We start from the raw sequence: 20957 nt of genomic DNA on the forward strand, positions 1-20957 counted from the left end.
TGTTGAACACGGCGGCAGCGGAGCCAAGGGGTGTGCAGCACTTGACCACACCGTCCGCGCCCGGCGACGGCGGCCACCGTAGCCTTGAATCATGATCGGGACGGCCGGGAGAGGCCGCTCCGAAGGAACTGGGAGGACCATGCGAGCGAGTACGGAACACCTCGTCACCGTCGTCACCGGCGGCAGCCGGGGGATCGGCGCGGCGACCTGTCTGCGGCTGGCCGCGGACGGCCATGACGTGGTGGTCGGGTACGTCCATGACGCGGGGGCCGCGGCCGAGGTCGCCGACGGGGTGCGGGCGGCCGGGCGGCGCGCCGCGGTGGTCCGGGTGGACACCTCCGTGGAGCGCGAGGTGGACCGCCTGTTCGAGAGCGCGGAGCGGGAGCTGGGCGCGGTCACGGGACTGGTCAACAACGCGGCGGTGACCGGCCCTCTCGGCCGCCTCGCCGACACGTCGACGGACGATATCCGCCGGGTCGTCGACGTCAATCTGCTGGGCACGCTGCTGTGTTCGCGACGGGCGGCGCAGCTGATGACCGGGCGCGGGGGCGGGTCGACCGGGGGCGGGGCGATCGTCAATGTGTCGTCCGCCGCCGCCACGGTCGGCAGCCCCGGCGAGTACGTCCACTACGCGGCGACCAAGGCGGCGGTCGACGCGCTCACGCTGGGCCTCGCCAAGGAACTCGGCCCGGACGGAGTGCGGGTCAACGCGGTGGCGCCCGGAGTCGTCGACACCGAGATGCACGCGGCGATGGGCGACCCGGACCGTGCCGAGCGGATGGGCGCCTTGACGCCGCTGGGCCGCCCCGGCGACCCGGGGGAGATCGCCGCCGCGATCGCGTGGCTGCTGTCGCCGGAGGCGTCGTTCACGACGGGCGCGGTGCTGAGGGTGTCGGGCGGGCGTTGAGCCGCTGGTGAGCTGTCGGGCGGACGCTGAGCCGATGCCGAGATGCTGGGCCGACGCTCAGGGGGCGTGCCGGTGGGACCCGTTCCGTGTTCCGTCGCGCCGTCAGGCCGCCTCGACGATGTCCCCCCGCATGGCCGCCGCCCACTCCACCACCAGCAGTTCGTACTCCGCCCGCTCCTGGGTGGACAGCGAGCCGCCCGCGCGCAGCCACAGGGCCCGGATCTGTTCGTTCACCTCGGCGGCGGAGCGTGCGAAACGACGGGCTTTGGAATCTGGGGACATGCGGCAAGCCTAGGCCCAAGAACTGACAGAGCGCTACGGCGTGGCTACGGCACGCGCGTACGAATGGCCGGGATCGAACTCCTGGACGAGTTCCGTCCGTTACCCACAGGGCGACTTGTCGCAGGACAAAGCGGTGAGGGCCGGTCCGGCGGGAGGCGCCGTACCCCTCTTCCGTCCGGCGAGATCCGGACGGAAGAGGCGTTCGTCACGTCCGCCGGGGTCCGGTCCCCGTTCACGGAAGGCGCCGCGTCTGGCAGTCTCCTGCTGTGGACGCGGGGACCGCTGCGGTACTGGGTGCGGCCGTGGGCGTCGTGGGTACCGCTCTGGCGGCGGCCATCGCCGGGTTCGCCGCGCAGCGGCAGGTACGCGCGGAGCACCGGCACTGGCGGCGCCAGATGCGCCGGGACGCCTACGCGGCGCTCGCGGCGAGAGCCGACGAGGTGCGTGAGGCGCTGCGCGGCATCGAGGCCGAGTTCGGCACGCCCGCGCATGACCTCCAGGAACTCCGCACGGTCCTCACGGAGACCCGCAGGACCATCCGCGACGAACTGGGCGACGCCCTGCGGTCCGTCGAGCTCGAAGGACCGCCGGAGCTGGCGCGGATGGCCGGTGAGCTGGTCAAGTCGCTGTCCGCCTGCGCGGCGGTGATCCAGGCCAGAACGGGTGGCCGGACGACGAACCAGGCGCTCGGCGCCGATCAGTTGGCCCGTATCCGGGGGTTCCTCAACCATGCCGACGGCAAGCGGGAGAGGTTCATGGCGTCGGCCAGCCGGGCGATCGATGTGCGGTGAGGGGTGAGGGGTGAGGGGTGAGGGGTGAGGGGTGAGGGGTGATCAAGCGGCCCCCCGGCAGGGGCCCGCGTGACCGGCGCCCGCCTCAGCCCGCCGACTCCGCCGCGTGCGGGCTCAGTACACCCGTCGCGACGAGCACGATGATGACGATGCCGAGCGCGATCCGGTACCAGACGAACGGCATGAACGACTTCGTGCTGATGTACTTCATGAACCACGCGATAACGGCATATCCCGTAGCGAATGCGACAATCGTGGCGAAGATGGTCGGGCCCCAGGTCACATGGCCGCCCTCCATCGCGTCCTTCAACTCGAACATCCCCGACGCCAGCACCGCGGGGATCGCGAGGAGGAAGGAGTAGCGGGCCGCGGCCTCGCGGTTGTAGCCCATGAACAGGCCACCGGTGATGGTCGCGCCCGAGCGGGAGACGCCCGGGATGAGGGCGCACGCCTGGCAGAGGCCGAAGATCAGACCGTCCTTGGCGTTGAGGTCCTGGAGGCCCTTGCGCTGCTTGGGGGCGCGGTGCCGGCCGCCCGTCTCGTCCCGCGCCGCCATCCGGTCCGCGATGCCGATGATGACGCCGACGACGATCAGCATGGTCGCCGTGATCCGCAGATCCCGGAACGGCCCCTCGATCTGGTCCTTCAGCGTCACCCCGAGCACACCGATCGGGATCGAGCCGACGATCACCAGCCAGCCCATCTGGGCGTCGTGGTCGCGCCGCCACTCCTTGCTGTACAGCGAGCGGCACCAGGCGAGCACGATCCGCCCGATGTCCTTGCGGAAGTAGATCAGCACGGCGACCTCGGTGCCGATCTGGGTGATCGCCGTGAACGCCGCGCCCGGGTCCTCCCAGCCGGAGAACGCCGCGGTGAGCCGCAGATGCGCGCTGGAGGACACGGGAAGGAATTCGGTCAGCCCCTGGACGAGTCCGAGGATGAGTGATTCGAACCAAGACATGAAAGTACGGAGTCCAAGTGCCGATCGTGCAACGGGCGACGGACACACCGACACACGCCCATGCGGGTGATCAGGTGTGGTGGAGGCAGCGTAGCGTCCCCCCGGTCGCCCGCCCCACACAGGGCCTTCGAACGTCCGTTGCCCGTACGGGCGTCAGCCGTGCGTTCCTTTCCGGCCACCTGGATTCAGTCAGCCGCCCCCCACGGCTCCCGCGTCACGCCGCCGTCGGGCCCGTCACGCTCCAGCCCGGTGCCTGCGGACGTGCCGTGAGGTCCTCGTGCTGGACCTGCTCACCGCACGCCCGGCACACCACCTGCGGCACCAGATCCTGCCCGCAGCTGTGCTCGATGATCATCGGACGGTCGCCGTCCGGACGCAGATGGCGGTCGCCCCACGCCATCAGGGTCAGCAGCACCGGTTCCAGCTCAAGACCGGCCTGGGTCGGCCGGTACTCGAAGCGCTGCGGGCGTTCGCTGTAGGCCCGCTTGGTCAGGATTCCGGCGTCGACCAGGCGGCGCAGCCGGGTGGCGAGGATGTCACGCGGAGCGCCGATGTTCCGTACCAGCTGGTCGAACCGGCCATTGCCGAGGCAGACCTCGCGCAGCACGAGCAGCGAGTACTTCTCGCCGACCAGTGCGAGAGCGTCGGCGACGGAGCAGGGGCGGGCGTCTTTTCGGGCGGCCATGGGGTCAGTGTAGTGAGGGTTTGATTTTCCAACCAATGGAGCTATGGTGAGTTTGAAATTCCTACTCATTGGTAGCCCGCGGTCGGCGGCCAGAGGCCGGTGGTCAGACGTCAGAGGTCGGTGGCCGGAGGCCGGAGGCCGGAGGCTCATCGCCGTGCCGTCGCTGTGACGTCGCCGGGCCGTCGCCGGTCGGCGCACGCAAGGAGGTCCACCCATGCGCGACGCAGTCGTCGTCGAAGCCGTACGCACCCCCATCGGCAAGGGCAAGCCGGGCGGTGTCCTGGCGCATGTCCACCCCGTCGAACTCCTCGCCCACACCCTGCGCGCCCTCGTCGAGCGCTCCGGTGTCGATCCGGCGCTGATCGACGACGTCATCGGCGGCACCGTCGACCAGGTCGGCGAGCAGGCCATCAACACCACCCGCAACGCCGTGCTCGCCGCGGGCTTTCCGGAGACCGTCCCCGCCACCACCGTCGACCGCCAGTGCGGCTCCTCCCAGCAGGCCGTGCACTTCGCCGCCCAAGGGGTGATGGCGGGCGCGTACGACGTCGTCGTGGCGTGCGGGGTCGAGTCCATGAGCCGGGTGCCGATGTGGTCGAACGTGCCGCCCGGCGCCGATCCGTTCGGCCCCGGTGTCGCCGCCCGTTATCCGGAGGGGCTGGTGCCGCAGGGCATCAGCGCGGAGCTGATCGCCGCGAAGTGGTCCCTCACCCGGGAGCGGCTGGACGCCTTCTCCGCCGCCTCCCACCACAAGGCGGCCGACGCCTGGGCGTTCGGCCGGTTCGACGCCGAGGTCGCCCCGCTGGAGGGGGTCGAACGCGACGAGTCCGTACGCCCCGGCACCACCGCGGAGATACTCGCCGGGCTCCGGCCCGCCTTCCACGACCCCGGCTTCGCCGCGCGGTTCCCGCAGATCGAGTGGAGCGTCACCGCCGGGAACGCCAGCCCCATCAACGACGGCGCCTCCGCCGTCCTCATCATGGGCGGTGACACCGCCGCCCGGCTCGGACTGCGCCCCCTCGCCCGGCTGCACAGCTTCGCCGTCACCGGCTCCGACCCGCTCCTGATGCTCACCGGGGTCATACCGGCCACCGAGAAGGTGCTGCGCCGGGCCGGGCTCACCCTCGGCGACATCGACCTCATCGAGATCAACGAGGCTTTCGCCAGTGTCGTGCTCAGCTGGCAGCAGGAGACCGGCGCCGATCTCGACCGGGTCAATGTCAACGGCGGTGCCATCGCGCTGGGGCATCCGCTGGGCGCCAGCGGCACCCGGCTGACCACCACCCTCGTCCACGCCCTGCGCGAGCGCGGGGCGCGCTATGGCCTCCAGACCATGTGCGAGGCGGGCGGCCTCGCCAACGCGATGATCCTCGAAGCGGTCTGAGCGGGGGGAGGAAAGGGCGAGTCGGGGCTAGCGCTGGCTGTCGTCCGCTGTCGCGCAGACCGCTGCCACGCCCGGCCCCGCACCCGTCCCGTCCTTCGCCGCCGGGCCGCCCCGGAAGTGGTGGCGCTTGCGCCAGGCCACCACCGCTCCGGCCACGCCCGGAACGGCGATACAGGCCAGGGCGATCAGAAACACGGGCGAGGTCGGGGTCGAGGCGCGCGCCCCGGCGACCACATACGCCGCCGTGTTCGGGATCGAGCCGAGCGCGGTCGCCAGCAGGAAGGGGAACCAGCCCATCCGCGAGACGGACGCACAGTAGTTCGCCGCCCAGAACGGCACGCCCGGGAAGAGCCGCACCGCCAGCATCGAACGGAACCCGTGTCTGCTGAACTGCCCGTCGACCGTGGTCAGCAGCCGCCCGCGCAGCAGGGGTCGCAGCGCGTCCTGGCCCAGCGCCCGCCCCAGCCCGAAGGCGATGGCCGCGCCGATCACCGAACCCGCCACGGCCGTGGCGATGCCCAGCTGCGAGCCGAACAGCGCGCCCGCGGCCAGATTGAGCAGCGGGCGCGGCACGAACGCCACCGTGACCAGCCCGTACGCCGCGGCGAAGACCAGCGCCGCGAGCAGCCCGCCGAGCTGGGGCGGCCAGCCCTCCCGCAGCAGCCGCTGCGGCTCGAACAGCAGCACGGCCGCTCCCGCCCCCACGAGCAGCGCGACCAGCAGCGCGAACCGGGCCCACGGCGACAGCAGGGCTCTGGCGCAGCGGACGGCGAAGGCGGGACGCAGGGGCACGGCACCGGCGGGGAGGGCGGTGGCGTGCGCGAGTCCGGTGGACGCGGCCGGGGGAGCGGCCGTGTCGGTGCCGCCAGAGCGGGTGGTGACATCGAGCAAGTGAACTCCCGGAATGTCCGGATGGCGGGGCGGCGTGGACGACAGCCATGGAACCAGGGCCCGTGCTCACGATCCCACAGGGGTCACGTTTCACGTGTGTATACGCGATTGTCGTACGGCCGGTTCGTCCGGTCCTGCTGTGAGAACGGGCACAGTGGCCCCCTTGGTTCCGGCCGGCAGCGGTTTTTCCATGACGTCCAGCGACGTCGTTTCCGGTGGCCGGGCGTACCGCCGTGCCGCCGTAGGGTTCGGCCATGGGTGCCAGGGACAGCGACAGCGACAGCGGCAGGGACAGCGACAGCGACAGCGGTGGTGCGGGCGCGGACCGGCGTGGCGGCCGGAGTGGGCCGCTCGCCGTGCCGGACAGCGCGCTGGCCGACACCCTCCTGGAGCGGCTGACCGCCGTCTACCCGACCGCCGCCGACCCCGAGCGGGCCCGGTCCATGCGGGCGTACATGAAGGACATCGGCCCCTTCCTCGGCCTCCCCGCCCCGGTCCAGCGGACCCTGTCCCGCACCGTGCTGGCCGGGACGCCCCGCCCCACCGAGGCCGACTGCGCGGCCGTCGCCCTGCGCTGCTTGGCGCTGCCCGAGCGCGAGTACCGGTACTTCGCCGTCGACTACCTGCGGCGCCACGTGGGCCGCTGCTCCGCCGCCTTCCTGCCGGTGACCCGGCACCTGGTCGCCACCGACTCCTGGTGGGACACCGTCGATCTGCTCGCCGCGCACGTCGTGGGCGCCCTGGTCGCCGCCGACCCCCGGCTCACCGCCGACATGGACCGCTGGATCGCCGACGACGACCTCTGGATCGCCCGTACCGCCCTGCTCCACCAGCTTCGCTACAAGGAACGCACCGACGTCGAACGGCTCTTCGGCTACTGCCTGCGCCAGTCCGGGCACCCCGACTTCTTCCTCCGCAAGGCCATCGGCTGGGCGCTGCGCGAGTACGCCAAGACCGACCCGGACGCCGTACGCGACTTCCTGGCGCGGGAACGCGGGCGGTTCGCGCCGCTGTCGGTGCGGGAGGCCCTGAAGAACATCGGGGAGGAGAAGGAGAAGGGGGAGGGGAGCGGGGCGTAGGTCCCGCTCGGGGGCGCGGGAAAATCGTTCGACGCGGGGGCGGGCGTCGGCGATGATCGTCGTCATGTTCCGGTACGCCTTCGTCCTCGCCGCATCCGCCGCAGCGGATGCCCCGAAGGCTGCCGTCCTGGTGCTGCTGGCCGCCGTAGACGGCGCCCGAAGCTGACCCTCCCCGGATCGTCCGGCGGACCCCGCAGGGGGAGGGTCGGCCGGAACCCGGGGTCCCGTCTTCTCATCACCTCACCAGGCTTCGAGGAATCCCCATGTCCAAGACGGCGTACGTCCGCACCAAACCGCATCTCAACATCGGCACCATGGGCCATGTCGACCACGGCAAGACCACGCTGACCGCCGCCATCACCAAGGTGCTCGCCGAGCGCGGCTCCGGCACCTTCGTGCCCTTCGACCGCATCGACCGTGCCCCGGAGGAGGCCGCCCGCGGCATCACCATCAACATCGCGCACGTCGAGTACGAGACCGACACCCGGCACTACGCGCATGTCGACATGCCCGGTCACGCCGACTACATCAAGAACATGGTCACCGGCGCCGCCCAACTCGACGGGGCGATCCTCGTGGTGTCCGCGCTCGACGGGATCATGCCGCAGACCGCCGAGCATGTGCTCCTCGCCCGTCAGGTCGGCGTCGACCACATCGTCGTCGCCCTCAACAAGGCCGACGCGGGCGACGAGGAACTGTCCGACCTGGTCGAACTGGAGGTCCGCGACCTGCTCACCCAGAACGGCTACCCGGGCGACGCGGTACCCGTCGTACGGGTCTCCGGGCTGAAGGCGCTGGAGGGCGACCCCCGCTGGACCGCCTCCGTCGAGGCGCTGCTCGACGCGGTGGACACGTATGTGCCCATCCCCGAGCGGTACCTGGACGCCCCGTTCCTGCTACCGGTGGAGAACGTGCTCACCATCACCGGGCGCGGCACGGTCGTCACCGGTGCCGTCGAGCGCGGCACGGTCCGCATGGGCGACCGGGTCGAGGTGCTCGGCGCGGAGGTCGAGTCCGTCGTCACCGGTCTGGAGACCTTCGGCAAGCCGATGGAGGAGGCCCAGGCCGGGGACAACGTGGCGCTGCTGCTCCGCGGCGTCCCGCGCGACGCGGTACGGCGCGGGCATGTCGTCGCCGCGCCCGGCAGCGTGGTCCCCAGCCGCCGGTTCACCGCGCAGGTGTATGTGCTGTCGGCCCGCGAGGGCGGGCGGACGACCCCGGTGGCCACCGGGTATCGGCCGCAGTTCTACATCCGTACCGCCGACGTCGTCGGGAACGTCGACCTCGGTGAGACGGGGGTCGCCCGGCCCGGGGACACGGTGACGATGACCGTGGAGCTGGGGCGGGACGTGCCGCTGGAGGCCGGACTCGGATTCGCCATCCGGGAGGGCGGACGGACGGTGGGCGCCGGGACGGTGACGGCGCTGCTGTGACGGTGTGCCGGGCGTGACGGGTGGTGCGCCCTGGGGGCCGCGGGCCGGCTTTACCGCCGATCGCGCGGTCCCCGCGTCCCGCGTGTTCCCCGGGCGGTCGCACAATGGGGAGGTGGACGACGCCCTTCCCGTGCTCCGGGTCACCGAGTACGGCACCGTCAAGCTGATGCCCGACGTCGACCGTGAGCGCGCCTGGCTGCTCACGGTCGACGGCGCCCCTCAGTCGTATGTCGATCTCGACGATCCGGCGCATCTGGAGTTCGAGTACACCCGGCGGCTCGGACACGCCCTCGATGTGATCGGGGCCGGGGCGTCGGGGGGCGGCCGGGACGTCGGGCATGTCTGGCATGTCGTGCATCTGGGCGGGGGCGGGCTGACGTTGCCCCGGTATGTGGCGGTCACCCGGCCCGGGGCCCGGCAGTCGGTGGTCGAGGCCGACGGTGGGCTGCTGGACCTGGTCACCGAGCACGCGCCGCTGCCCCCGGACGCCGACATCGCGCTGTACGCCGCCGACGCCCGCGCGTGGCTGGAAGCGGCGCCCGACGCGTCCGCGGATGTGGTCGTGGGCGATGTGTTCGGCGGTTCACGGGTGCCCGCGCCGCTGACGTCCGTCGAGTACGCCCGGACGGTGGGCCGGGTCCTGCGGGAGGACGGCGTCTATCTGGCCAACCTCGCGGACGGGGCGCCCTTCACGTTTCTGCGCTCCCAGCTCGCCAACCTCGCCACGGTGTTCGGGGAGTTGGCGGTGGTCGCGGAGCCGGGGGTGCTGCGGGGGCGGCGGTTCGGCAACGCCGTGGTCGTCGCCTCCCGGCAGCCGGTGGATGTGGCGGCGCTGGCCCGTCGTACCGCCGCCGATCCGTTTCCGGCGCGGGTCGAGCACGGGGCGGCGCTGCGGGACTTCATCGGTGGGGCGCGGGTGGTGGGGGACGCGGAGGCGGTGCCTTCGCCGGTGCCGCCGGAGGGGGCGTTCGGGATCGGATGAGGGCGGTTGGTGCGGGGGGCTGGTCTTCGGTTCCGGGTCAGGGGCGGGGGGTCGGGGGTTCCGTCGTCTCCGGTGGTGCGGGCGGTCGGGGCGGCTGCGGTGTCGTTCCCGGCGTCTGCGATGTCTCCGGAGTCTTCGACGTCTCTTGCGTCTTCAACGTCTCTTGCGTCTTCGACGACGTCACCGGCCTGGTGCGGCGGGTGAGGGTCCGTACCTCCGGGACGCACAGGACCAGGGCCGTGACCGTCACGACCAGGACCGCGCAGCCCCACAGGGCGCCCGTTCTGCCGAAGGCCGACTCCGCCGGGCCGGTCAGCGCCGTCGCCAGCGGCACCAGCGAGACCGAGCCGAACCAGTCGTAGGCCGCGACCCGGGAGAGCTTGTGCTCGGGGATCTCCTGATGGAGCGCGGTCATCCAGGACACCCCGAAGATCTCCAGGGTGACGCCGGTCAGGAACATCACCGCGCACAGCACCGTGAGGGGGGCGGGCACGGCGAGCGCCACCGCGGGCAGGGCCAGCGGGAAGACGCCGAGCGTGCCGGCCAGCAGCAGCCGACGGGGTTTCCAGCGGGTCATCAGCAGGGCCCCGGCGACCGTGCCCGCGCCGAAGAAGCCCAGCGCCACACCCCAGGGAGCGGCGCCGCCCAGATGATCGCGGGCCACCAGTGGGCCGTACACCCCGTCGGCGGCGGCCACCATCGCGTTCGCGATGGAGAACTGGACGACGATGCTCCACAGCCAGGGGCGGCCGATGAACTCCTCCCAGCCCTCCCGTAGATCGGCGAGCAGCCCTTCGCCGGGCTCGCGCGGCGGGATATGGCTCACGTCCAGGAACCAGCGCAGCGAACCGGCGAGCGCGAAGGCCGCCGCGTCCGCCGCGAGGACCCAGCCGGGTCCCAGCACGGCGACCATCGCCCCGCCGAGGGCCGCCCCGCCGAGCGCCGCGCCGTGCATCGCCATCCGGAACATGGCGAACGCCCGGCTGGCGTGCTCGTCGTCCACGCTGGACAGCAGCATGCCCTCGGCGGCGGGGCTGAAGAACGCGTGGCCGGTGCCGCCGAGTGCGGAGAGCAGCATCATGTGCCACAGCTGGGCGTGCCCGGAGAGCACGACCAGGGCGAACAGGCCCTGTGAGACGCAGTTCAGGGCGTTCGCCGCGACCATCACCCGGTGGCGCGGCAGCCGGTCCGCCAGCGCCCCGCCGACCAGCAGGAAGAGCACCAGCGGCAGGGTCCGCGCGGCGGCCACCAGCCCCACGTCCCCGCCGTCGCCGCCCGCCTCCAGCACGGCGAAGGCGGCGGCGATCAGTGCGCCGTTGCTGCCGAGGTTGGTGATGAACGCGGCGCCGGTGAGCAGGGTGTAGTTGCGTCCTGCCCAGGCGGGGCGTCGTGGGCGGCGGGTGGTGGGGGTCTGCACGGGGCGACTATCGCCGTCCTGACCCCCGCTTGCCAAACGGTTTGCCGGACGGATTGCCGGGCCTTCTGCTGGGGCTGTGCGTGGGGCCTGTTCCCGGCGTTCCGTGTGGTGTGTGGCTGGATCAGCCGCCCGTCGGGTCCCCGTGCAGTCGGACCGTCTTGAGGATCTTCAGGATCTGGTCGTCCGGGATCTCGTCCTTCACGCCCGTGGCGCCGTAGAAGTTCCAGGACACGAAGTCGTTGCTGGAGTTCTTGAAGCCGAAGGTGAGCGCCTTGCCGTCGCTGGCGCACTTGCCCTTCTGCGGGGTGTTCGAGGAGCGGGCCCAGGCGATGGAGCCCTTGACGCCGGAGTCCGTGGTGAACGGGTCCGCCTTCTCCGGGCTCTGCACGCTCTTGCGGTCGGGCTGGGTGTAGCCGCCGTACACCCACCAGGACACATTGTTGATCGCGACCTCGTCGGTGTCCTTCGCGCCGTCCGCGCCCTTGGTGCCGGCCGCGCCGAGCGAGGTGTCCTCGGTGCTGCCGTCCTTGTTCTCGTCGGTGGTGCACCACTTGGACTTGTACAGCGCCGTGCCGCCCATGGTGATGAGGGGCTTGATGTCGTCCGAGCCCGCCTCCTCGAAACCGATGGACAGGGTCGGCGACTGCACCTCCCAGTCGGCCGGTACGTCGAAGGCGATGCCCCACTTCGGGTTCACCACGACCTTCCAGCCGGGCACGGTCGGCTTCTCGGTCTCGGTGCCGCGCGGGTTCTCCGGCGCCGCGCTCGGGGACTCGGCGGGTTCCTCGGACGGGGAACCGCTCGCCTCGGACCCGGCCGGGCTCTTCGGCTCGGCGCTGTCGTCCTTGTCGCCGCCCAGCACCAGGAAGCCGGTGACACCGGCGGTGATCACCACGGCGGTCGCGGCGATGATGGCGACCAGTTTGGTGCGGTTTCCGCCGCCGCCGGAGGGGGGTTGCGGGCTGCTCGCCGGGGTGGGCGCGTTCCAGTACGGCTGCTGGGGTTGGGGTTGGGCTTGTTGGGGTTGGGCTGGGGGTTGGGGGAGCGGCTGTGGTTGCTGCGGGGGGTATGGGGCCTGCTGGTAGCCCGGCTGTTGGTACGGGTTGGGCTGCTGGTACCCCGGCTGCTGGTACGGGTTCGGTTGCTGGGGAGTGCCCTGCGGCTGTTGCTGCGGGTGTCCGTGCGGTGGGGTGCCGCCCTGCTGCTGCGGATGCCCCTGCTGCGGTTGTCCCTGGTGCGGGTTCTGCTCGCCCCCTGGCGGCTGCTGTCCTGGCCACATGAGCGGTAACCCTAGTGCGGTCCGGGACACGATGGGGTCACTGCCTGCCGTCGTTGCCGTACCGGAGCGGCGCCCCGGCTGCTACCCGTGGGTAACATGACCTCATGAGCGATGACCAGATGTCGATCGGCGAGCTGCTCGCCGCCACGGTGCCGATGGTGCGGACCCTCGGGCTCGTCTACCTGGAGACCACCCCGGAGAAGGCGGTGCTCGCCCTTCCGGACCGGGAGGAGTACCGCAACCATGTCGGCGGGCCCCACGCGGGCGCGATGTTCACCCTCGGGGAGTCCGCCAGCGGGGCCGTCGTGCTGGCCGCGTTCGGGGACCAGTTGTCCCGGGCCGTGCCGCTGCCCGTGCACGCGGAGATCGACTTCAAGAAGATCGCCCTCGGGCCGGTGACGGCGACCGCCACCCTCGGGCGCCCGGTCGCCGAGGTCGTCGCCGAACTGGACGCCGGTGAGCGGCCGGTGTTCCCGGTCGCGGTCGAGATCCGGCGTGAGGACGGGGCCGTCACCACGGAGATGACGGTGGTGTGGACGTTGCGGCCGAATGACTGAGGGGAGCCGGTCCTTCTAGGGGCGGGCGGTCCTTGGTCCGCTTCCCCTGGGGGCTGTCCGCGGTTCACTTCTCCTGCGGTTCCCTTCTTGATGGGTTCGCTTCGATCCAGCTGGCCCCGGCCGCCGTAACCGGCCGGGGCCTTTCGTATGGGGTGGAGTTGAAGATTCGGTGAGGGGATGTGTGGCAATCGGTCTTCCCTGTGCACAAGTTGACTTCCGGCCGCCGTTTGTCTCGTGAATTGACGTACTGCTACCGAAGGTAACGCCCGCGCTAATTAAAGGGTCTTGAACTTCGGTCACTCGAACTCCTTGTTTCCCTCGCGTCACCTGTGCGAGGGTGTGCCTCCCGCGGAAAAGTGCAGGTCGGACCTGACGCGAAAGTCCACACCAATCACGCTCTGCTTTCCGGTGGCCGCTCCTTTCCGGACGGCTGACCACCGGGCCGGAAGGAATTGGTCCCGTGCCCTCTCCTCACCCCCCACGTCCGCCCTACCCGCCGCGCTCCGCAAGTGTCCCGGGGGAGTCCGACCGGGATCTGCTCGCCGGGCTCGGTGCCCCTGACTCCGGCGCCCGCTCCCTCGTGCTGCTGCTCGCCCGGCACTACCGGGCCGTCCACGACTACGCGGTCATCTGTCTCGCCGCCAGCGGCGGGCCGCCCGCCATGGCCGCCACCGCCGCGTTCCAGGAGGTCCTGGCGCATCGCGCCTCCGGCGGCGCCCTGCGCCCACAACTCCTGATCGCCGTACGGGAGTCCGTCCGGGCCTGGGCCGCGCAGGACGACGTCTGCGCCCTGCTGCCCGCGCTGCGCAAGCCGACCGGCGGACGCGGACTGCGGGCCGCACGCCCCGGTACCTCCGAAAGGCGCCGCATCGCCGAGCGCGCGTTCAACGCGCTTCCCAGTGCCGCTCAATGTCTGCTCTGGCATACCGAGGTCGAATCGGAAATCCTTTCCATACCGGCCGGTCTGTTGGGAATCGACACGGAAACGGCGAACGTCGCACGGGAACGGGCCCGCGAGGAATTCCGGCGTGGCTGTGTACGCGCCCACCGGGAACTCGCGCCCACCCGGGAATGCCGCTTCCACAGTCGTCTCCTCGATGTCCCGATGCGCCGGGGCGGCGCCCTTCTCCCTGATGTCCAGCGTCATCTGATGGCGTGCCGGTACTGTCGGCACGCCGCCGAGCAGCTCAGTCATTTCGACGGTCCATTGGACGTGCTGCTCGCCGAGACCGTGCTCGGTTGGGGTGCCCGTCGGTATCTCGACTCCCGGCCCGCCCGTGCCTCCGGTCCGGACCCGCGTTCATCCCGTTTCCGTCGCTCGGCCCCGGCCCCGGTCCTGTACGCGTCCTCCTCCTCGTTCTCGTCCCGGGGGTCGGTTGTCGGCTCGTCCTCGCGGCGGGCCAGGGCCGTGCTCCTTGGTGCTGGGCTCACTTCCCTCGCCCTGCTCGCCACCGTGCTGGCCAGCAAGGGCTGGTCCGGCGAGAACGGTGTCCCGCGCGCCCCGGGCACCACTTGGGCGGGCGGCACCGGCTCCACGGCCACCGCGCCCGCTGTCCCCACCGCCCCTGCGGCACCCGGCGCCGACGGTGAAGCGCCGTCCTCCGGGGCCCCGTCCGCCGCCTCCGTACAGCGGCCCGGCGATCCGGTCGGCGGCCGGTTGCGCAATCTCGGCGAGGATCTGTGCCTCGCCGTGCGCGGTGGTGTCGCCGAGCCCGGTGCACCAGCCGTGCTCGCGCCCTGCTCCACCGCCGCCGGGCAACAGTGGACGTACCAGGAGGACGGTCTGCTGCGCAGTGCCCTCGGGTATGCGCTCTGCCTCGGCACCGACACCGGACGGCGGACCGTGACCCTGGCCGACTGCCGGGTCACCGAGGGGGAGGTGCAGTACGACCTCACCGTGCGCGGTGAGCTGACCCTGCGCTGGAGCGAACGTCTCGCCCTCGCGCCGGGGGCCGGGAGGCGGGTGGTCGCGGATCGGCGGGACGGTGGGCGGGGGCAGCGGTGGGTGTGGGAGGGCGGGGGGAGTTCCACGACGGCGGGGAGTGAGGGTGGGGGTGCGGGTGGGGGTGCGGGTGGGGGCGATGCTGGGGTGCCGGGGGTGGTCTCCGGGGGCATGGGCTCCTCGGGCGTCGGTGGGATCGGTGGGGGCGTCGGGGTTCCGGGGACTTCCGGGGCGCCTGGGTCCGCTCGGCCGCGGGAGGGCTCCGGTGTGCCGCCCGTGGGGCGGGAGCCCCGTACTCCTTCCGAGCCGTATGCCACTCGGGTCGCCCAGGTCGACAGCGAGGGGTCGGGGGCCGAGGTTGAGTCGGGGGCGGCTGCCCGTGGGGTTGCGGGACTCGTCGCCAGCGGTACGGATGGCGTCGGGGGAGTGCTTGGCGTCGTCTCCGGGCTCCTTCAGTAGGCGGCGCCGCGCCGGGCACCTGCCTGACGGGACGTCATGCTGCGCTGGCGCACAGTGCGCTCATGGCGGGCGCCGTTCCCCGTCGAACGGCCCTGTCCCCGATGGTGAACCTGGTCCGGACGCCGTACGCGGGCCGCGACTTCGAGACCTTCGGTGAGGATCCCCTGCTCAGCGCTGATCGGGTCGCCACCGACGCCCGCAGCTACCCCGGTCCGGAGTGCCCCGAGGGCGTGCACATCGGCCGTCGCTGGGACGACACACAGGGCGTGCGCCCGGTGTTCCCGTTCGGTCATGGACTTGTCGTATACCTCTTTCTCCTACTTTCTCCTATTTGCTCCTACGAAGGGCTTCGCGTGCCCGCTGTACCCGTGACGCGTCGCGGTCGGTTTCGCTGTGCGCCGCACGCGGGCCGGGGTCGCTAGGCGGGCGGCGCTGGTGTGTGGCGGAGGGCGGTCACTCTCGGGGCGAGCGCCGGGTCCGCCGCCACACAGGCGGTGAGGGCCGCCTCCGCCTGGCGCGTACGGCCGAGCTGGAGGAGGCAGATGCCCAGTTGGAACTGGGCCTCCGGGTCGCCGCCCGCCGCGAACGCCGTCGACAGATCGGCGAGCGCCGCCTCCGGGGCACCCGTGGCGAGTCGGGCGACGCCCCGGTTGAACCGGACCTCCGGATCGTCGGAGAGGGCCAGGGCACGGTCGAAGTCGGCGACGGCGGCCCCTGGTTCGCCCCGGTCGTAGGCCGTGGTGCCGCGCGCCGCCCAGCCCGGCGCGTACGCAGGACGGGCGGTGACCAGCTCGGAGAGCAGGGCGTACGCGGCGTCCGGGTCGTCGGCCGCGGTCAGTTGGCCGCGCAGACAGCGCAACGGTGGGCTGTCCGGGTCGAGCGCGAGCCCGGCGTCCACATCGGCCCGCGCCCCGGCGTCGTCGCCCGCCGCGAAACGCAGCGCCGCCCGGTTGGCGTAGGCGTCGACACAGCCCGGGTCGAGATCGATCACATACCCGAAGTCGGCCAACGCGCCCGCCGTGTCCCCCTGTTCCAACCGGGCGTCGGCCCGGTTGTAGACCACCTCGGGGAACGGCGGCGACAACCACATCGCCTGCTCGTACGCCTCGATCGCGGCGTCCGGACGGCCCATCCGGCGCAGCAGTCCGCCCCGGTCGAAGTGGTACTCCGGATGGTTCGGGTCGGCCGCGATCACCGCGTCGAGATCGATGAGCGCCTCCTCCAGCCTGCCCGTCGCCGCGTACACCTGCGAGCGGTTGTGCCGTAGCACCGAGCGGTGCAGCGCGTGCGCCGACGGCTCCAAGGTCCGCTCCAACTGCGCCAGCCCTTCGTCCACCAGCCGCAGGGCCTCGTCGAGGCGGCGTTCGTGGACCGCGACCAGGGCCAGCCCGTTGCGGTGGAACGCGGCCTGGAAGGCCCGCTCCGCCGGGTCAGGTATCCAGTGGGCGAACGCGATCGCCGTGTTGGCCCAGCGGCGAGCCTCCGCGTGGTCCTGCGCCTCACCCGGCAGATGCCGGGTGAGGATCATCGCCGTCGCATAGGCGGCCTGCATGAGCAGGGCCGGGCTGCTGGTCAGCGTCCGCACCTCGGTGTAGAGGGCGAGCGCCTCCTCGGCCCGGCCCAGCGCGGCCAGCGATGTCGTCATCTTCGTGGTGAACGCCCACCACTGCTCCCGCTCCGTCTCCGGACCCACGAGCGCCCGACCGCGCCGCCCCCACTCCACCGTGGCGTGATACAGCCCCAGATCGACACAGGTGTCCAGCGCCGCGCGCAGCGCTCCGACCCCGGCGCCCATCGGGTCCGAGCCATGCTCACGGTGATACGCGACCGCGCCGAGCAACGTCGACGGCTCACCAGCCGCGGCGAGGGCGTCCGCTCGGGCGTCGTGCAGGGCAGCTCGTCGCGCCGGGGGCAGCAGCACATACGCCTCGCGCAGGCGGGGGTCGTCGTCCGTGCAGTCACCGGCCACGAAGCGCGCCGCCTGGTCGCCGGCCGGCAGGTCGGGCAGTGCGGTGGCCTCGGCGGTGACCTCACCGGCGTACCGGAGCAGGGCTGTGTCGAGCGGCTCCGGCACCGGGCCGGGCGGCGGGTCGGGCACCCCGGTGCCGGTGGCCAGGCACAGCCGCAGCATGGCCGGATCGGTACGGCGCAGCAGCACCGCGAACAGCTCCTGGTCCGTGGGGTCGGCCTCGTGCAGATTGTCGACCAGCAGACAGCGCGGGCCGTCGGCGAGGACGCGCACATACTCGCGCAGGAACTCGGCGACCCCGTGCGCGATCCGCCAGGTGCGCAGCCGGGAGTAGAAACGGGTCCGCTCCCGGGGCACGGCGAGAGAGGTCAACGTCTCGCGAGTGGCCGGGACCAGGTCCCGCAACTCCGGTGCCAGAGTGAGGATCTCCGTCTCATGACCGGCGACCAGGGCGGGCGCGCGGCGCAACGCCTCCGGCACTATGGCCCGCAGGACCGCCCCGCCCCCGCTGTACGGCCCGCGCAGCCGCCGGTGCGCGTCCACCGAGGCCAGCACGGGGACACCGGCCGCGCGTTCGGTGAGCAGACGGCGGCGGTCGTGCCGGTGCGCGGCGCGAATCCACTGATGACCGGTGGTGGGTGGTGTGGCGGGCGGAGTGGCGGGCATGGCGGGCACGGTTGTCCCTCTCTTGTGGTCCGTTCTTGTGGTCCGTCGCGGCGGGCGATTTCATCGGGCCGGGCGGGGCCGGGCGGGGCCGGGCGGGGTGGAGGCGGGGCGGTGGCGGGAGCGGTTGCGGCGATGGGAGCGGTGACGAGTTGGCGGTGGCGGTGGCGGGGCGGTGGCGGGAGCGGTTGCGGCGATGGGAGCGGTGACGAGTTGGCGGTGGCGGTGGCGGGGCGGGTCGGTGTCGGAGCTGAGCGCGCGGGGGCCTCCGGGCTGGGTAGGCGACCGGCTCGGCGGGAGCGGGAGCGGGCGTGGGCATGGGCGTGGGCATGGGCGTGGTCAGTTGAGGACATGGCGGTAGCGGGTGCGGCGCCGTTCGCGGACCGTCAGGGTGATCACCACCGCCACTTGGGCCGCGTTGAGCGCGATGAGCAGCGCCGCGTCGATGAACGCCACCGCGCCCTCCCGCCCGCTCGCCCCGCGCACTACCCCGCTCAGGAAGGTGTACATGGTGGGCAGTCCGATGAAGCAGAGGCTGGTCAGGGTCACCGTGTAGCCGACGCCCATCAACCAGCCGTACCAGCGGGCGGCGCGCCGGTCCGCCGGGTGCAGGAGCGACTCGTCGCTGATCCGGGCGGTACGGTCCAGCAGCCGGTGGAACCGGTTGCGCATCACCCGCACCGACGAGCCATGCAGGTCGACACAGCCCAGCACCGTACTGATCAGGTGGTAGACGTCGGTCCGCAGATAGAAGCAGAGCTGCCACATGATCCGCAGCAGGGTGCCGAAGGCCAGCGCCAGACATATCCGGCCGAGCAACGACAGCGTCCCGTCCGGCTGCCGCGAGACCTCCGCGAGCAGGACCAGCACCGACCAGACCACGACGTCGGCGCCCATCCCCGCGAGCATCGGCAGAAAGCGTCTGCGCCGCTCGACGGCCACCAGTCCGTCCAGAGAGGTCTCCAGGACCAGGAAGTACAGCCGTCGGCTTACCCGCAGCCGGGAACGCAGGCCCAGCCGTCGCCCCGCCAAGGCGTGCGCCGACTCATGCACCAGCATCAGCGGGAACTGCCCCAGGAACAGCACGAGTTCCATCACCGTGAAGTAGTCCGTGAAGAAGAGCTGCCGGTAGTGCGGGGTCAGGTCCGCGCGGGCCGTGCACAGCAGGATCGCGGCGACGGCCACCAGTGCGTATCCGGCGGCGGCCAACGGCGAGAAGACGGCGGCGCCGAGCCGCTGCCAGCGGATGGGGGCGGCGGCACCGGGGGACGGTTCGGGAGTGTCGTCCGCGCGGACGAAGTCCAGTTCCTCCAGGGCGGCAAGGAGTTCGGCGATGTCCACCGGTTCGCCATACGCCGTCTCGTACCACTCGGCCGCCTCACGCGGAGTCGTCCCGGCCGCGAGTCGGCGCACCAGCTGTGCCCCGTCCGGTGGGAGCACCGCATAGGTGTCGGTGTCGGCGCGGCCCAGCGTGGTCGACTCGGGCTCGTCGAGGAAGATGAGGGGGTGGAGGCGGAGGGGGCGGTCGAGATCGTGGACTTCGGCGATGGGGGTCGGGGTCGGAGTGCTGGAGGTGGCGGAGTGGCTCACGGGGACTCCCCACGTGGAGGGTTGACGCGGACCGGCGCCCCGGGGAGGGGCTGCGGAAGGGCTTGGGCGAGGCCGAGGGGAGGGCGGAGGGAGCGGGCTGGGCGAAGGTGGGGCGAGGGTGAGGGAGAAAGCGGGGCGTAGGTGGGGCGAAGGCGGCGGTGAGGGAGGGGGTTGAGGGCGGGCCGCCGCCCGGGGTGCTGGGGCGGCGGCCCGGGGGATCAGTGGGGCAGGCCGGGCAGAGCAGGCAGGCCGGGCAGTTGGATGTCCGGCGGGCAGGTGCTGCCGTAGATCGCGGTGGCGGCGGCGGTCAGCCTGACCGGACCGGCGACCCGGACCGTGATCCTCTTCAGCGGGCGTCGAAGGGCGGTGGACATGGTGATCACCTCTCTGGTGGTGGGTGTGGTGCTTGCGGATGGTGTGTCGTGCGGTGGTGGTCTGGTGGGGCCGGACGGCGCGGCGCATGGGGTGGCGGGTCGGTGTGTCGCCGGGTGCTGGTTCGATGAGGGCGCAGAACCTGGGCCGCAGGATCTGGCCCCGTGGAGCGGATGCCGAGGACGGTCGGGTCAGGTCCGGCCCGGTGTGGCTCGCTCTCGCCCGGCGCCGTCCGGTCCGTCGGCCGGGCGGGCTCAGGCGAACTCGGCGAGGATCTCCCGCAGATCCGCCAGCGCCGCGTCCAACCCGTGCACCTGGGCGACGGCGAGCGGATTGACCACCACCTCGTCGATGCCGGCGGCGAAATGGCGCCGGATGCCGGCCGCCACGTCCCCGGGCTTGCCGTAGAGGAACACGCCCTCCTCGACCAGTTCCCGGGCCGCGCACACCGGGTCGGAGACATCCACGTCCAGCCCGGCGCGGCGCAGCATGTCGGCGTAGTGCGGAACCCGGAGATGGTTCCCGGCGCCGAGCTGGGCCAGGATCAGCGGACTGCGCCCCTGACGGGCGACCGCCGCGTGCACGACGGTCACCACACGCGGCCGGTCCGTCCGCCCCGCGGCCTCGGCACCGGCGGACAGCGCCGGTATCAGGACGTCCCGCACATAGTCCGGCGGGGTCAGCCAGCTGATCGCCACATCGGCGGTGCGCCCCGCCGCCCGAGCCATCCCGGGCCGCAGCACCCCCGCACCGACCTCGGCCACCGGGTCGGGCAGCAACTCCTCCATGACGGGCGGCAGATTCACCTGATCCGCCGTGAACAGCGGCCCCCGGTGCTGGAGGGCATCGCCGTCGAGCAGCCGTCTCAGGACGGAGATGTACTCGGCGACCGCGGAGGCGGGGCGGGCGTAGCGGGCGCCGTGCAGGGCGGCGGCAAACTCCGGTTCGGCAGCCCCGTAGCCGATGACCGGTGGGTGACCGGTGAGTATGGCGAGGGAGCGGGCCTGGGCGGCGGCGTCGAAGGGGTGGCGCAGCGCCATCAGCGCGACCGACAGCCCGACGGGGATGCGATAGCCCGCCCCGGCGAGATAGGCCAGCGCGTGATGGCTCTCGACGGTGAGCGACTGGCCGAGCCAGAGCCGGTGCGCGGTGCCGTCCCGGACCAGATCGGCGACGGTGGTGAGTTCGCCGAGTCCGCGAACCATCCAGGGAAAGAGCACGGAGATGTGCTCGCCACCATGCAGGACGCTCTCCTGCGCGGGTACTTCCCGCACCTCGCCTCCCGACGTGGGTGTCTCTGGCATCACGGCCCCC

18 protein-coding genes are annotated in these 20957 nt (G+C 72.2%); 8 read left to right on the plus strand and 10 right to left on the minus strand.

Annotation, left to right across the window (positions count from 1 at the left end):
• The first annotated feature begins 139 nt into the window (after nt 1-139).
• Nucleotides 140-907 (plus strand): SDR family oxidoreductase, encoded by a 768-nt coding sequence (locus AB0D49_RS24510; RefSeq protein ID WP_362761048.1) that lies wholly within the window; start codon nt 140-142, stop codon nt 905-907.
• A 102-nt stretch (nt 908-1009) separates the two neighbouring features.
• On the opposite strand, the gene AB0D49_RS24515 is transcribed toward AB0D49_RS24510, so the two are convergent.
• Nucleotides 1010-1189, minus strand: coding sequence for a hypothetical protein (locus AB0D49_RS24515; RefSeq protein ID WP_362761050.1), 180 nt, complete (start codon nt 1187-1189; stop codon nt 1010-1012).
• Between the two features lie 311 nt (nt 1190-1500).
• On the opposite strand from AB0D49_RS24515, the gene AB0D49_RS24520 reads away from it, so the two are divergent.
• Nucleotides 1501-1980: a hypothetical protein gene (locus AB0D49_RS24520; protein ID WP_362761052.1), complete on the plus strand. Its 480-nt coding sequence runs from the start codon at nt 1501-1503 to the stop codon at nt 1978-1980.
• A gap of 85 nt (nt 1981-2065) precedes the next feature.
• Here AB0D49_RS24520 and AB0D49_RS24525 read toward each other — a convergent pair whose 3' ends face one another.
• Entirely contained in the window at nt 2066-2941 is an 876-nt protein-coding gene (locus tag AB0D49_RS24525; RefSeq protein ID WP_362761054.1) for an undecaprenyl-diphosphate phosphatase, read from the minus strand.
• Between the two features lie 214 nt (nt 2942-3155).
• Nucleotides 3156-3626: a helix-turn-helix domain-containing protein gene (locus tag AB0D49_RS24530; RefSeq protein ID WP_362761055.1), complete on the minus strand. Its 471-nt coding sequence runs from the start codon at nt 3624-3626 to the stop codon at nt 3156-3158.
• A 214-nt stretch (nt 3627-3840) separates the two neighbouring features.
• Between AB0D49_RS24530 and AB0D49_RS24535 the strand changes: the two genes are divergently transcribed.
• The gene (locus tag AB0D49_RS24535; protein WP_362761057.1) at nt 3841-5010 is read left to right on the plus strand and encodes a thiolase family protein; all 1170 of its coding nucleotides are present in this window, start codon (nt 3841-3843) and stop codon (nt 5008-5010) included.
• A gap of 27 nt (nt 5011-5037) precedes the next feature.
• Here the strand turns inward: AB0D49_RS24535 and AB0D49_RS24540 are convergent, their stop codons facing one another.
• On the minus strand, nt 5038-5901 hold the full coding sequence (locus tag AB0D49_RS24540) for a TVP38/TMEM64 family protein (RefSeq protein WP_362761059.1): 864 nt from the start codon (nt 5899-5901) through the stop codon (nt 5038-5040).
• A gap of 254 nt (nt 5902-6155) precedes the next feature.
• Here AB0D49_RS24540 and AB0D49_RS24545 point away from each other — a divergent pair, with 254 nt between their 5' ends.
• The 3 genes from AB0D49_RS24545 to AB0D49_RS24555 all read left to right on the plus strand — a co-directional run bounded on the left by AB0D49_RS24545 (nt 6156) and on the right by AB0D49_RS24555 (nt 9395).
• Nucleotides 6156-6980, plus strand: a complete 825-nt coding sequence (locus AB0D49_RS24545; protein WP_362761060.1) for a DNA alkylation repair protein — start codon at nt 6156-6158, stop codon at nt 6978-6980.
• A 263-nt stretch (nt 6981-7243) separates the two neighbouring features.
• The gene (gene tuf / locus AB0D49_RS24550; RefSeq protein ID WP_362761062.1) at nt 7244-8413 is read left to right on the plus strand and encodes an elongation factor Tu; all 1170 of its coding nucleotides are present in this window, start codon (nt 7244-7246) and stop codon (nt 8411-8413) included.
• A gap of 112 nt (nt 8414-8525) precedes the next feature.
• Nucleotides 8526-9395 (plus strand): fused MFS/spermidine synthase, encoded by an 870-nt coding sequence (locus AB0D49_RS24555; RefSeq protein ID WP_362761064.1) that lies wholly within the window; start codon nt 8526-8528, stop codon nt 9393-9395.
• A 37-nt stretch (nt 9396-9432) separates the two neighbouring features.
• Here AB0D49_RS24555 and AB0D49_RS24560 read toward each other — a convergent pair whose 3' ends face one another.
• Nucleotides 9433-10812, minus strand: coding sequence for an MFS transporter (locus tag AB0D49_RS24560; protein ID WP_362761066.1), 1380 nt, complete (start codon nt 10810-10812; stop codon nt 9433-9435).
• A 121-nt stretch (nt 10813-10933) separates the two neighbouring features.
• Nucleotides 10934-12091, minus strand: coding sequence for a hypothetical protein (locus AB0D49_RS24565; protein ID WP_362761068.1), 1158 nt, complete (start codon nt 12089-12091; stop codon nt 10934-10936).
• A 119-nt stretch (nt 12092-12210) separates the two neighbouring features.
• Here AB0D49_RS24565 and AB0D49_RS24570 point away from each other — a divergent pair, with 119 nt between their 5' ends.
• Together AB0D49_RS24570 and AB0D49_RS24575 are read left to right on the plus strand one after the other, a co-directional pair.
• The gene (locus AB0D49_RS24570) at nt 12211-12648 is read left to right on the plus strand and encodes a DUF4442 domain-containing protein (RefSeq protein ID WP_362761272.1); all 438 of its coding nucleotides are present in this window, start codon (nt 12211-12213) and stop codon (nt 12646-12648) included.
• Between the two features lie 460 nt (nt 12649-13108).
• Nucleotides 13109-15049 (plus strand): RICIN domain-containing protein, encoded by a 1941-nt coding sequence (locus tag AB0D49_RS24575; RefSeq protein WP_362761069.1) that lies wholly within the window; start codon nt 13109-13111, stop codon nt 15047-15049.
• Between the two features lie 418 nt (nt 15050-15467).
• Here AB0D49_RS24575 and AB0D49_RS24580 read toward each other — a convergent pair whose 3' ends face one another.
• The 4 genes from AB0D49_RS24580 to AB0D49_RS24595 form a co-directional block, all read right to left on the minus strand.
• On the minus strand, nt 15468-17684 hold the full coding sequence (locus tag AB0D49_RS24580) for a tetratricopeptide repeat protein (protein WP_362761071.1): 2217 nt from the start codon (nt 17682-17684) through the stop codon (nt 15468-15470).
• A 336-nt stretch (nt 17685-18020) separates the two neighbouring features.
• Nucleotides 18021-19271, minus strand: coding sequence for a hypothetical protein (locus tag AB0D49_RS24585; RefSeq protein ID WP_362761073.1), 1251 nt, complete (start codon nt 19269-19271; stop codon nt 18021-18023).
• Between the two features lie 218 nt (nt 19272-19489).
• Nucleotides 19490-19645 (minus strand): hypothetical protein, encoded by a 156-nt coding sequence (locus AB0D49_RS24590; protein WP_362761075.1) that lies wholly within the window; start codon nt 19643-19645, stop codon nt 19490-19492.
• Between the two features lie 252 nt (nt 19646-19897).
• Nucleotides 19898-20947, minus strand: a complete 1050-nt coding sequence (locus AB0D49_RS24595) for an LLM class flavin-dependent oxidoreductase (protein ID WP_362761077.1) — start codon at nt 20945-20947, stop codon at nt 19898-19900.
• Nucleotides 20948-20957: the final 10 nt, after the last annotated feature.

It is taken from the genome of Streptomyces sp. NPDC048290 (genome assembly GCF_040652095.1).
In the GTDB taxonomy this organism is placed as follows: Bacteria; Actinomycetota; Actinomycetes; order Streptomycetales; family Streptomycetaceae; genus Streptomyces.

What these genes read in the sequence shown, in the direction of transcription:
- AB0D49_RS24510 (WP_362761048.1), top strand. Translation starts at nt 140, where the DNA reads ATGCGAGCGAGTACGGAACACCTCGTCACCGTCGTCACCGGCGGCAGC.
- AB0D49_RS24515 (WP_362761050.1), bottom strand. Translation starts at nt 1,189, where the DNA reads ATGTCCCCAGATTCCAAAGCCCGTCGTTTCGCACGCTCCGCCGCCGAG.
- AB0D49_RS24525 (WP_362761054.1), bottom strand. Translation starts at nt 2,941, where the DNA reads ATGTCTTGGTTCGAATCACTCATCCTCGGACTCGTCCAGGGGCTGACC.
- AB0D49_RS24530 (WP_362761055.1), bottom strand. Translation starts at nt 3,626, where the DNA reads ATGGCCGCCCGAAAAGACGCCCGCCCCTGCTCCGTCGCCGACGCTCTC.
- AB0D49_RS24535 (WP_362761057.1), top strand. Translation starts at nt 3,841, where the DNA reads ATGCGCGACGCAGTCGTCGTCGAAGCCGTACGCACCCCCATCGGCAAG.
- AB0D49_RS24545 (WP_362761060.1), top strand. Translation starts at nt 6,156, where the DNA reads ATGGGTGCCAGGGACAGCGACAGCGACAGCGGCAGGGACAGCGACAGC.
- tuf (WP_362761062.1), top strand. Translation starts at nt 7,244, where the DNA reads ATGTCCAAGACGGCGTACGTCCGCACCAAACCGCATCTCAACATCGGC.
- AB0D49_RS24565 (WP_362761068.1), bottom strand. Translation starts at nt 12,091, where the DNA reads ATGTGGCCAGGACAGCAGCCGCCAGGGGGCGAGCAGAACCCGCACCAG.
- AB0D49_RS24570 (WP_362761272.1), top strand. Translation starts at nt 12,211, where the DNA reads ATGTCGATCGGCGAGCTGCTCGCCGCCACGGTGCCGATGGTGCGGACC.
- AB0D49_RS24580 (WP_362761071.1), bottom strand. Translation starts at nt 17,684, where the DNA reads ATGCCCGCCACTCCGCCCGCCACACCACCCACCACCGGTCATCAGTGG.
- AB0D49_RS24590 (WP_362761075.1), bottom strand. Translation starts at nt 19,645, where the DNA reads ATGTCCACCGCCCTTCGACGCCCGCTGAAGAGGATCACGGTCCGGGTC.
- AB0D49_RS24595 (WP_362761077.1), bottom strand. Translation starts at nt 20,947, where the DNA reads ATGCCAGAGACACCCACGTCGGGAGGCGAGGTGCGGGAAGTACCCGCG.